This is a genomic window from Streptomyces laculatispora, assembly GCF_017353455.1.
Taxonomy (GTDB): domain Bacteria; phylum Actinomycetota; class Actinomycetes; order Streptomycetales; family Streptomycetaceae; genus Streptomyces; species Streptomyces laculatispora.
On the sequence record NZ_JAFMPZ010000238.1, the window covers coordinates 1 to 10,631 of the forward strand.

Consider the following 10,631-nt stretch of genomic DNA (forward strand, 5'->3'; position numbering starts at 1 on the left):
CTGCCGCTCCGTTGCGATGGCACGAGGGCCGTCGGGAGCGCGCTATCGGCCGTCATCGGGCGGCCGGTGGTCACCGAGCTGGTCATTGAGCTTCTGCTGGGCGGAATCGACTTGACCGCTGTGCTTGCCGTGCGTCTTCTTGTCGATGGCATCGCCGCCCTTCTCGACTCCCTGACGGGCCTGGTCGGGGTGCCCCTTGATCAGGTCCTTGATCTTGTCGAGCATGCTCATGACTGTCCTCCTCACGGAACGCTGACATTCCCAGCATCCATGCGATGCCCCGGTGCCGCACCCCGGGGCGAAGGGAGCCGCGCCGGGTGGCGAACGGCCGGGCTCCAGGCAAATTACTCACAGGTATGTAGTGACTTCTTGCGCGAGCGCCAGTAGAACTCGTTCCCATTCGATCGAGAGTGAGGGACGTCACATGACGGACTCAAGCTTACCCGACAAGGGATCGAGCGGTGTCTCGCGTCGCGGATTCATGGCTAGAACAGGTTTCATCCTGGGGGCTGCGGCCCTCTCCGGTCACGCCACCGCCGCCCAGGCGGCGAGCCGCACCACAGCCACGGTGATCGGCGGCGGGGAGCACGTCCCGGTCCTGGTGATCGGCACCGGGTACGGCGGTTCCGTGGCCGCCCTACGACTCGCCCGCGCGGGCGTCCACGTCCACATGGTCGAGATGGGCATGTCCTGGGACACCCCCGGGTCGGACGGCAAGATCTTCGCCAACACGACGAGCCCCGACGCCCGCTCGTACTGGCTCCGCACCAAGACCAAGCAGCCCCTCAGCAACTTCTTCGGCTTCCCCATCGACAGGTCGATCCCCCGCTACACCGGAATCCTGGACGCCGAGGACTTCAGCGGCATCACGGTCTACCAGGGGCGAGGCGTCGGCGGCGGCTCACTGGTCAACGGCGGCATGGCGGTCACACCCAGGCGGGAGAACTTCGGCGCCGTCCTCCCCACGGTCAACGCCGACGAGATGTACTCCACCTACTACCCGCGCGCCAACGCGGGCCTGGGCGTCGGCACCGTCGACCCCGCGTGGTTCGACAGCGCCGACTGCTACCAGTACGCGAGGGTCGGCCGCAAGCAGGCCCAGCGCTCCGGCTTCCCGTTCGTCTTCGTGCCCGACGTGTACGACTGGGACTACATGGAGAAGGAGGCGGCCGGCACCGTACCCAAGTCGGCACTGGCCGGCGAGATCCTCTACGGGAACAACTACGGCAAGAAGTCGCTGCAGAAGACCTATCTCGCCCAGGCCGCGGCGACCGGCAACGTCACCATCTCGCCTCTGCACAAGGTGACTTCGGTGACCCCGGCGTCGGCCGGGGGCTACACGGTCGTCATCGACCAGCTCCGCACCGACGGGAGCACCGAGGCCACCAAGACGGTGACCGCGGACAAGGTGTTCTTCGCGGCCGGCAGCGTCGGCACGAGCAAACTGCTGACCGAATTCAAGGCCACCGGCAGACTGCCCGGCCTCAACGACGAGATCGGCAAGGGCTGGGGCGACAACGGCAACGTCATGTGCGGCCGCGCCAACCACCTGTGGGACCCGACCGGCGCGGTCCAGTCGAGCATCCCCTGCGGCGGCATCGACAACTGGGCGGCCGGCGGGGCGTTCGCCGAGGTCGCGCCACTGCCGACCGGGATCGAGACGTTCGCCTCGTTCTATCTGTCGATCACGAAGAACCCGAACCGGGCCCAGTTCTCCTGGAACGCCGCGACGGGCAAGGTCGACCTGAACTGGCAGGCCTCGTGGAAGCAGCCGTCCATCGACATGGCCAAAACGATCTTCGACAAGATCAACGCGAAGGAGGGGACGATCTACCGGACCGACCTCTTCGGGGTGTACAAGATCTGGGGCGACCACCTCACCTACCACCCGCTCGGCGGTGCGGTGCTGGACCGCGCGACCGACAACTACGGTCGCCTGCACGGGCATTCGGGCCTGTACGTGATCGACGGCTCGCTGATCCCCGGCAACACCAGCGTCAACCCGTTCGTCACCATCACGGCACTCGCCGAACGGAACATCGAGAAGATCATCGCCGCCGATCTGTGACACCGGCCCGACGCGGCCGGCCTCAGGCGGCGGCGGGACGGACCTCCTGCTGAGTACGCCCCGGGCACGGGCGGGAACAGACGGGCCCGGGGCGTCGGGCTCAGAGGCTGTCGGGTGACCTCCGACCGGAGGTCACCCGGCAGCCCCTCAGTGGCCGGGCAGCACACACACCGCGTCGAGCCCCAGTACGTGGTTGAGCCGGCCGAACGCCAGCCAGGAGCCGATGCTCATGCTCAGCTCGACGATCTCGCGCTGGCTGTAGTGCGCGGTCATCCGGCTCCAGAACTCCTCGTCCAGACCGTGGTGGTCCAGGGCGTAGCGCTCCGCGTACTCGGCGGCCAGCCGGGTCCGGTCGTCGAAGTCCCCGGCGGTACGCCACTCGTTCACCGCGTCGGCGAACTCCTCCTCGACCTTTTCGCCGTCCCGTTCGGTGCGCCAGTCGAGGCAGAACAGACACCCGTTGATCTGCGCGATCCGCAGCCGGGCGGCCTCGAACTCACGCAGGCCCAGCGAGGTGTGCTCGTACACCGACAGGGAGAAGTTCGCGGCGGCCATCCCGATGCCCGGGACCATGTCACCCCACACGTATCCGATCGGTTCCTGGCCCTCGGGTATGTCGATGATCATGGCTGTTTCCTTCCGAGTCTGCCGGCTGCGGGGCGCAGGGGGACGTCGAGTGCGTCGTAGAGTCCGGGTTCCGCGTCCACCAGCCAGTCGATGGCGTTCACCAGCCGGCCGACCGCGGTGGCGTTGCCGCCCGCCGAGCGGTTCTCGCCCTCGTCGGTGGCCTCGACGGTGACCTCGATGCGCGGACGGCCCTCGATGATCACGCGGTGGGCACCGGCGCCGTCGGGCGGTGCCGGCCAGTCCGGGGCGCAGGACGGGTGGATGCGGGTGATGTGCTCGATGACGATGCGGGGCTCGCCCTCGACGATGCCCTGAACCTCGAAGCGCACCGCGCCCTGGGTGCCCGCCTCGAACTCGCCCATCGTCCGGGTGCTCACCGTCGTCTCCAGCGGCCGCCGGGCCATGGTCTCGCGGATGTCGTCGAGCTCCACGCCCAGGGCCCTGGCCATCAGGCGTATCTGCCCGCCCCACACCATCGTCGGGACGGAGGCCGCGAGCATCAGCGGCTCGTACTCCATGGGGTGTCCCATGCCGATCAGGTGGCGGACCGAGTCGGGCTGGTCGTAGGTGGAGTAGTCGAAGATCTCCTGGCAGCGGATCACGTCGACCGTGGTCCCGAGTCCGCTGATCAGCAGGGGCAGCACGTCGTTGCCCCAGCCGGGGTCGACGCCGGAGACGAACAGCGAGCCGCCGCCGTCGGCGACGGCGGCCAGGACCGGTTCGCGCAGCTCCGGCGGGGCGCCCCGCTGGTCGTAGAGCGCGTACAGGGCGGGGGTGACGACCACCGCGCCCGTCCGGACCGCCCTGGTGATGTCGGCCAGCGCCTCGTCGGGGCGGATGTCCCCGGATGCCGCGTACACCACCGCGCCGGGAGCGGCGGCCAGCACCGCGTCGATGTCGTCGGTCGCCGCGACGCCCAGATCACGGCCGAGCCCGCAGAGGCCGCCCGCGTCGCGGCCCACCTTGCCGGGATCGTGGACGAGCACATGCGCCAGTTTCAGGGCCGGATGGGCCTCGACGGCGCGGATGGCCGCGCGGCCGACATTGCCGGTACCCCAGACCACCGTGGAAATCATGCGGCGGAGGGTAGCGCGCGGGATGAAAGGTTCATAGTGCCTTCGCCCACCCGGTTGGGGAGGGTGACCGGGGCGGGCTCGCAGGCTCCGCCCCGGTCACCCGGCCCGCCGTTACTCGTCGATCGCGGATCCGAACGCGGCGCCGGCCGCCGGGCCGCCGAGCGATCCGCCGTCGAAGGTCCACCCCTCGCGGATCGTCACGCCGCTCGTGTTCGCCCGGAACGCCCAGATGACGCCGTTGCCCGCGTCCTCACCCGGCGCTGCGGCCAGCAGGCCGAGGCGGCCGTTCCTGTCCGGGTCGCTCAGCCGGACCTGGCCTCCCCAGTGGTCGCCCTTCTCCGCCACGCCCAGGACGAACCCCGAGTTCTGGTCCCAGGAGGCCGCGTCGGCGGCGGTCAGCCCGTCGGCCGAGCCGCGCAGCACCCACACGGCGCCTGCGTCCACGACGTCGTAGATGTCCTCGCCCGGTGCGCCGATCGCCACGTCCGCGTACCCGTCGCCGTTGACGTCCGCCACGGAGAGGTCGCTTCCCCAGCCGTCGCCGGCCTCGGCCTTGCCCGGGATGCCCGGGGTGTCCTGCGTCCACCACACCGGCGGGGTGCCCGGGCCCTCGGCGCCGGCCGGCCCGTCGCCGGCGCTGCCGTAGTACACGCCGACGACTCCACCGGTCATGGCCGCGCCGCCGTCGTCGGGACTGTTCGGCTCCCCGGTGACGAGGTCGTCGTAGCCGTCGTTGTTGATGTCACCGGATGCGACGGCCGGGCCGCCGCGCAGATCGCCCTCGTAGCGGAGTCCCTGGACATCGCCGAGGAACAGCGACGACCAGCCGTGGCCCGGTTCCTTGCCCGTGGTCACTCCGGCGATGGCGAGATCGGCGAGGCCGTTGCCGTCGTAGTCGCCGGTGGTCATGGCCCTGGGCGCGATCGGGCGGCCCGGGGTGCCGGGGGTCAGGCGGTGGCGCGTCGCGGGCACCAACTGCGCGGACCTGCCCTGCGGCGCCGCGTCGTACTGGTACAGGGTGAGGTTGTCGCGGTCGGTCACGGCCAGTTGGTCACCCGGGATGTCGGGGCTGAAGTGTGCCGCCGCGAGAGCGCTGCCGAACCGGGCGCCGACCACGAGCTGATCGGCCTGAAGCCAGTCGCTGTCCGCGCCCGAGAGCCCCTTCGGGGAGCCCCACAGCACGACGATGCCGCCCGCGTCGGTCACCGGCTCGATGTCCTCGCCGGGCAGGCCGACGATCGCGTCGTCGTAGCCGTCCCCGTCGAGGTCGCCGGTGGCGAGCGCGCTGCCGAAGCCGTCACCCGCCTCGGCAGCCCCCGGCACCCCGGCGGTGTTCTGGCTGAGCACCACGGGGTTGTAGGTCCCGATGCCCGTCTTCGCGCCGTACTGCACGGTCACGTAGCCCGCGCCCTTCTTCCCGCCGACGGTCCCGCCGGACGCGCCGGTGAGCACGTCCTCGTATCCGTCGCCGTTGAAATCTGTGTTGCGGTCGTTCGCGTGCGTTCCGCCAGGAGTGCCGGCGTAGGCGGAGGGCGCGGCGATGCCGGCCCCTGCCATCAGGAGAAACGCGGCCGCGACAACGGCGGCCGAACGGTTGGTGCGCACGAGCGGCTCCTCGGTTCAAGGATGACCGGGCGAGTCCGGGGGGACGCCGGGAAAGGCCCGTTACCTTCCTGGCGCCCCGTTCGACCGCCCATGAGGCGCAAGGGTTGTACGACACACGAAAAGGGGTGGGAAGGAGCCGATCGGCTCCTTCCCACCCCTGTGCCCGGCTTCTCCCGAAGGCGGATCCGCGCTATGTCAGTAGGCCCCGAACACGTTGTCGATCGAGCCGTACGTGGCGGCGGCGTAGTTGCACGCGGCGGTGATGTTGGCGACGGGGTCGAGGATGTCCATCGACGTACCGGCCACGTGGTAGGCCTCGAAGGTGGGCTGGATGACCTGGAGGAGGCCCTTCGAGGGGGTGCCGGCGGCGGCGTTCGAGTCCCAGTTGTTGACGATCTGCGGGTTGCCCGAGGACTCGCGGATGACGTTGCGGTAGATGCCGTCGTAGCTGCCGGGGATGCCGTTCTGGGCCATCACGGCCAGCGACTCCTTGATCCAGCCGTCCAGGTCGTCGGTGTACGCCGTCGCGGCCCGCGCCGGAGCGGTGGCTGCGGTCTTCTCAGCGAGGGGCGTGGCCGTCCGCTGGGACCGGTCGGCACGGTCGGTGCCCTCGGCCCGGTCGGACGACTGCGAGGCATCGGCCGTGGGCTTGGACTCGGTCGCGGGCTTTGCCTTCGATTCGGCCGCGGGGGCCGCCTTGGGCGCGACAGCCGCGGACTTGGCACCGATGGTCAGCTTGAGCCCCGGGTAAATCAGATCGGGGTTTCCACCGACCGCACTCCGGTTGTCCTGGTAGAGCCGCTCCCAGCCGCCACTGAGGGAATGTCCCTGGGCGATCTTGGAAAGCGAATCACCGGAGACCACGGAATAGACGGTGGACTCCGCCTTGCGGACGGCAATTTCCTTGGCAGCAACGGAAGTCGAGGCCGCCGACTTTTCTGCGACGACAGGGTGTGCCGGTGCGGCAGAAGCCGATCCGGCCCCGATCAGGGGGAGCGCGAGAACGACTCCGCCCGTGCTCACGGCGATGAAACCGCGGGTCAGGGAGGTGGACTTGGAACGACGGTTCTTACCCATGATGGGCATGGCGCATTTCCTCTCCGCCGCCTGCGAGGTGAGCTGTCGGGTTCGGACTGGAGATGTCCGGCCGCCCGTGATGGCGACTTCACCCCTAGCCGCTCCGGATACCGGACCGGCGGCAAACCTGGGTCCCCCGCTCCTGCCGTACGTGAGTGGGTCGGGTTTCCGGACGGCGGCAGGATTCGGCGTTCCATCCGGATTGACGGTGACCGTAAGCGAGAAACGCCGAGCGAAACAAGCCCTGAATTCTGGATCTCAATTGATTCGCAAGATCAATTAAAGGAAATACTCACCATCAGGCCTTCCCGGGGAAGTCAATTTTCTTGGCGCAACAGGGAACCGAAGGCGGACACCCCGCGTCCGGGGGCCGGGAAAGTGATGCTGACCACTGCGCCCGAAACGGGCGATTTGCTAGTTATTGATAACCTTTGAGCCGCAGAAAAGGTGCCCTGTGGGTTAAATAGCGGCAACTCCGACTAATTGCACAATCAGGACATTTAGGCAGCCTGGAAGCGGCGCCCCGGGGCGCGGTCGAACAGGGGGCGCGGATGGACCCGTGCAGAGCCTCACGACAGACGGCGCCACGCTCCACTACGAAGTCCGCGGCTCCGGCCCGCTGCGCTCGTCTCCCAGAGCGGTGAGGGCGACGCGGACCGCAGCACCGAACTGGTCGGCCTGCTCGTGGACCGCCGCACCGCGGTCATCGACGCCGAGCTCGACCAGGAAGCGCTGCGGGTGACTCCCGTACACATCGCGCCCGCGAGCGGCAGCGCCACGGCGCCTTCGGTCTTCGTCGGACAGTGCGCACAGAGCCTCGCCGAGCTGGTCGGCCGGGAAGTCGTCACGTTCCCCGGCGGACACAACGGCAACACCACGCATCCGCGGGCGTACGCGGCCCGGCTGCGGGACGTCCTGACAAAGGCGTGAACGCGGGCGGGGTCAGGCCGGGCGGAGCCCAACTGACCACACCGGCACGGAAGTCACCACACCGGCGAGGAAGTCGGCACCGCCCCGGCGCACCGCCCCTGAGGGCTCAGCTTCCGCCCTCGCGTCGGAGCTGCGCCGAAAGGTGGTGCTGGAGCGGCTGACCGACCGCCGCGAGGTCATGGACGAATTCGAGCGTGCCGTCGTCCGTCAGGGTGTAGCGGCGGCGGGTGGCGCTGACTTCCTTCGCTGTGGGAGCGAGAGCGACCTGATGGGTGGCGAGGTCGGCCGCGCCGTCGGCCGCGCGGCCGGTCAGGATCTCCGCGATACCGGTGGGCTGGGTGATCAGCGCTTCCACGCGCCCGTCCGGCTGCATCCGCCACCAGCCGCTCTCCCGGGCCGACGGCCGCAGCGGGGCACCGTCCGCGTCCAGCAGCCAGGCGCGCGCCTCGTAGTGGAGGAAGGGCCGCCCGTCATGACTGAAGGTCACCTCCTGCGCGTACCGGAACTCCTCGGCGAGCGTCGGGTACTCACCGCGGCCCCGCCCGGCCCAGGTGCCCAGGAACCCGGTCAGTGGTGCGAGCAGTGCGTGCGGTGCAGGCGCTTCGTCCGGCCGGAACGCGTCGGGGTACGGGTGCTTCTGGACGGGGTCGAACATCTTGCGCGCTCCTGAGTCGGGAATGGTGCCGGTGTCAGCCGGCAGCTTAGGGCCAGGCCGCGCGAGCGGGCAGCTTCCATACCCTCACGCCCTCACGCGTCCGTGCCGTCACACTCCTTCCTTAACACGGGAGTCACCCCTCGTGGCGGAAGTCCATCATGCAGAAGACCTTGTCGTAGCGGAGTTCACCGACGGCGACGAAGCCGGGCAGACGCCCGTACTCGGTGAAGCCCAGCGACCGGTAGAGGTGCAGGGCGGCGCTGTTGTCGCCGCGGGCGTCCAGCGTGAGGACCTCGATCCCCGCCTGCTCGGCGTCGGCGATCAGCGCGGCGGTCAGCGCCCGGCCGATGCCGCGACCGTGGGCAGCGGCAGCCACCGCGATCTTTTCGAGATCGGCGTGCGGACGATGGGTGGGCCGCGTGTGGCGCAGCCAGTACCCCAGCCCGACGAGCTGACGGTCCAGGTAGGCGGCGCGCAGGGCGGCATCGCCCGCGTGCACCGCGGAGAAGACGTGGTCGAGGAGTTCCGCCACCTCGTCGGGCGAGGGGGGATCGACCCACCCCAGTGCGGCGCCTTGACGGACCAGGTCCGCCAGGATGCGATGGGCCGACGCCGCGAACCGGGCGCCGAGGCCCTGATCGGACGTCAGCTCCATCGCGTCCAGGATGACGGGCCCGGGGGTCCTGCCGCCGGTCGAAGCCGTGTTCATGACCAGAAGCCTAAGGGCTGTCCAGAGTCCCGCAGGGCAACCGGGGCCCGCCGATGCCCTGCGGGGGCGTGGGTCAGTTCCAGCGGTCCTGGTTGATGAAGTGGCTGAAGCCGCGCCAGGAGTTGGGGCCCATCACGCCGTCGATGGGGCCGGTGTAGCCGTTCTGGGCGGCGAGTCGCTGGAGGGCTGCCCAGGTGTTGGTACCGGGTACGCCGTCGATGGGTCCGGTGTAGCCCCAGTTACGCAGGTTCTGCTGGAGCGCGGCATACGTGTGGGGCCCGGGGACCCCGTCGATCGGGCCGGTGTAACCGGACTCGATCCGCAGCCAGTTCTGCGTCCGCTGCCACATCACCGGACCGGGAACACCATCCTGCTCCGTCGACGTCTTCGGCAGCCCACCGCCGCCTCCTCCGCCCAGGTAGTCCAGCGGGTTGACCCGGGTACCGCCCGGCGTGATCAGATGCCAGTGCACGTGCGGTCCGGTGGAGCTTCCCGAGCCGGGGGCTCCGACGGCACCGCCGGAGTACCCGACGATCCCTCCCTTTCCGACCGAGGCGCCGTTGGCCAGCAGGAACTGGGACAGGTGCATGTACTGCGTCCGGTACCCGTCGCTGTGGGTGATGGTCACCGTGTGTCCACCGGTACCGTTGTCCGGAATATTGGTGATGACACCGGCGCCCGCGGCCGGCAGCGCGGTGCCGACGCCCATCCCGTAGTCGATTCCACCCAACGAGCCGTCGTTGAGGTGGTCCTGCCAGGTACCGGTGATCCGGTATCCGCTGAACGGGTTGTAGATGTCCAGCGCCTGGGCGGCATTCCCAGAGAACAGCACGCCGCCGGCCGCCAGACCGAGCGTGGTGACCGAGCCCCTCAGTAGCGTGCGCCGGCTCATCTCGATCCGCGGCCGACTCCCCTGGCCGTCGTCGGACCCATGGTTCTTCTGCACGGCAACTCCCTTGATATCACTGCGACTTGACTGGCCAGAGCGAGGCGGAGCCACGGTAACCTACGCGCATAGATTTCGATATGCACATGACACATCCTCGATCGGCACATGGCCCGTCCACTCCTGGGAGCCCCACACCTCACCGGAGGAAACATGCGCAGGAGAACCCTGATTCGCGCCGCCGCGGCAACGGCCCTCGCCCCGGCCGGGATACTCACGGCAGCCGGCCCCGCAACCGCGGCCGGCCCGCCCCGCGCCCGGGCAGCAGACCTGGAGGGCCTGGACGTCTCGAACAACCAGCTGGGCATCGACTACGCCCGCGCCGCCGCGGAAGGCCGGCGGTTCGTCATCGTCAAGGCCGGCGGATGCCAGCTCACCGAGGGCCCCTACACCTCGTCCTCGTATCCCGGCCATGTCGACGGCGCCCGCGCCGCGGGACTGCGGGTGGGTCACTACTGGCTGTCGGGAGACTTCCTCGGCCCCGCCGCAGCGGCCGACTACTTCGTGGACCATCTGCACGACTACCGCGTCGGCGACGTGCTCGCGCTCGACGTGGAGGTGCTCGACGACTCCACCCGCCTGTGGAACGACGCCGATGTGTCCACCTGGTTCAACCGGGTACGCGAACGCGTCGGAAGCTATGTGCCCTGGTTCTACATCAGCACCGGCGCACTGCGCGCGGGCACCTGGACCGCCACCGTCGCCGCCGGCGCCCACCTGTGGGCGGCCTCCTGGGGAGCCAACGACGGCACCTGGCCCGGCGCGCCCGACCTCGGCGGCCACTACCCCGACTGGGCAGCCCATCAGTACACCTCCGCCGGCGGCGCCGGCGGCGCGTCCCCCGTCGACCTCAGCCGCGCCCGCTCCTGGGCGTTCGACCTCACCGAGGCGACCGACCCGCCGTCCGGAGGGGACCCGCTGCCGAAGACGTCGACGGA

Annotated in this window: 11 protein-coding genes and 1 riboswitch; of the genes, 3 read left to right on the forward strand and 8 right to left on the reverse strand. The window is 69.7% G+C overall.

Going from position 1 to position 10,631, the window contains the following annotated elements; genetic code table 11:
• Positions 1-42: 42 nt before the first annotated feature.
• Entirely contained in the window at positions 43-231 is a 189-nt protein-coding gene (locus J1C73_RS13395; RefSeq protein WP_207316566.1) for an antitoxin, read from the reverse strand.
• A gap of 193 nt (positions 232-424) precedes the next feature.
• Here J1C73_RS13395 and J1C73_RS13400 point away from each other — a divergent pair, with 193 nt between their 5' ends.
• The gene (locus tag J1C73_RS13400; protein WP_207316567.1) at positions 425-2,068 is read left to right on the forward strand and encodes a GMC oxidoreductase; all 1,644 of its coding nucleotides are present in this window, start codon (positions 425-427) and stop codon (positions 2,066-2,068) included.
• Positions 2,069-2,215: 147 nt separating this feature from the next.
• Here the strand turns inward: J1C73_RS13400 and J1C73_RS13405 are convergent, their stop codons facing one another.
• The 4 genes from J1C73_RS13405 to J1C73_RS13420 form a co-directional block, all read right to left on the reverse strand.
• Positions 2,216-2,695 carry a carboxymuconolactone decarboxylase family protein gene (locus J1C73_RS13405; protein WP_123467645.1) on the reverse strand — a complete coding sequence of 160 codons (480 nt, stop codon included), beginning with the start codon at positions 2,693-2,695 and terminating at the stop codon, positions 2,216-2,218.
• The gene (locus J1C73_RS13410; RefSeq protein ID WP_207316568.1) at positions 2,692-3,771 is read right to left on the reverse strand and encodes an NAD(P)H-dependent amine dehydrogenase family protein; all 1,080 of its coding nucleotides are present in this window, start codon (positions 3,769-3,771) and stop codon (positions 2,692-2,694) included. The genes J1C73_RS13405 and J1C73_RS13410 overlap by 4 nt, the downstream gene beginning before the upstream one ends.
• Before the next feature lie 111 nt (positions 3,772-3,882).
• Positions 3,883-5,376, reverse strand: a complete 1,494-nt coding sequence (locus J1C73_RS13415; protein WP_207316569.1) for an FG-GAP repeat protein — start codon at positions 5,374-5,376, stop codon at positions 3,883-3,885.
• Positions 5,377-5,571: 195 nt separating this feature from the next.
• A complete protein-coding gene (locus J1C73_RS13420) occupies positions 5,572-6,462 on the reverse strand; it encodes a LysM peptidoglycan-binding domain-containing protein (protein ID WP_207316570.1) in 891 nt (296 codons plus the stop codon).
• Between the two features lie 3 nt (positions 6,463-6,465).
• A riboswitch (cyclic di-AMP (ydaO/yuaA leader) is annotated at positions 6,466-6,651 on the reverse strand.
• A 486-nt stretch (positions 6,652-7,137) separates the two neighbouring features.
• Between J1C73_RS13420 and J1C73_RS13425 the strand changes: the two genes are divergently transcribed.
• The gene (locus J1C73_RS13425; RefSeq protein ID WP_242644114.1) at positions 7,138-7,383 is read left to right on the forward strand and encodes a hypothetical protein; all 246 of its coding nucleotides are present in this window, start codon (positions 7,138-7,140) and stop codon (positions 7,381-7,383) included.
• Between the two features lie 106 nt (positions 7,384-7,489).
• Here the strand turns inward: J1C73_RS13425 and J1C73_RS13430 are convergent, their stop codons facing one another.
• The 3 genes from J1C73_RS13430 to J1C73_RS13440 form a co-directional block, all read right to left on the reverse strand.
• Complete coding sequence (locus tag J1C73_RS13430) at positions 7,490-8,038, reverse strand: nitrobindin family protein (protein ID WP_207316571.1); 549 nt, start codon at positions 8,036-8,038, stop codon at positions 7,490-7,492.
• A 133-nt stretch (positions 8,039-8,171) separates the two neighbouring features.
• Positions 8,172-8,747 carry a GNAT family N-acetyltransferase gene (locus J1C73_RS13435; protein WP_207316572.1) on the reverse strand — a complete coding sequence of 192 codons (576 nt, stop codon included), beginning with the start codon at positions 8,745-8,747 and terminating at the stop codon, positions 8,172-8,174.
• A gap of 73 nt (positions 8,748-8,820) precedes the next feature.
• The gene (locus J1C73_RS13440; RefSeq protein WP_307797684.1) at positions 8,821-9,693 is read right to left on the reverse strand and encodes a peptidoglycan DD-metalloendopeptidase family protein; all 873 of its coding nucleotides are present in this window, start codon (positions 9,691-9,693) and stop codon (positions 8,821-8,823) included.
• Between the two features lie 153 nt (positions 9,694-9,846).
• Here J1C73_RS13440 and J1C73_RS13445 point away from each other — a divergent pair.
• Positions 9,847-10,631, forward strand: a 785-nt coding sequence (locus J1C73_RS13445) for a glycoside hydrolase family 25 protein (protein WP_207316573.1), incomplete at its 3' end; no start/stop codon positions are given.

What these genes read in the sequence shown, in the direction of transcription:
- J1C73_RS13420 (WP_207316570.1), bottom strand. Translation starts at nt 6,462, where the DNA reads ATGCCCATCATGGGTAAGAACCGTCGTTCCAAGTCCACCTCCCTGACC.
- J1C73_RS13435 (WP_207316572.1), bottom strand. Translation starts at nt 8,747, where the DNA reads ATGAACACGGCTTCGACCGGCGGCAGGACCCCCGGGCCCGTCATCCTG.
- J1C73_RS13430 (WP_207316571.1), bottom strand. Translation starts at nt 8,038, where the DNA reads ATGTTCGACCCCGTCCAGAAGCACCCGTACCCCGACGCGTTCCGGCCG.
- J1C73_RS13410 (WP_207316568.1), bottom strand. Translation starts at nt 3,771, where the DNA reads ATGATTTCCACGGTGGTCTGGGGTACCGGCAATGTCGGCCGCGCGGCC.
- J1C73_RS13405 (WP_123467645.1), bottom strand. Translation starts at nt 2,695, where the DNA reads ATGATCATCGACATACCCGAGGGCCAGGAACCGATCGGATACGTGTGG.
- J1C73_RS13395 (WP_207316566.1), bottom strand. Translation starts at nt 231, where the DNA reads ATGAGCATGCTCGACAAGATCAAGGACCTGATCAAGGGGCACCCCGAC.
- J1C73_RS13400 (WP_207316567.1), top strand. Translation starts at nt 425, where the DNA reads ATGACGGACTCAAGCTTACCCGACAAGGGATCGAGCGGTGTCTCGCGT.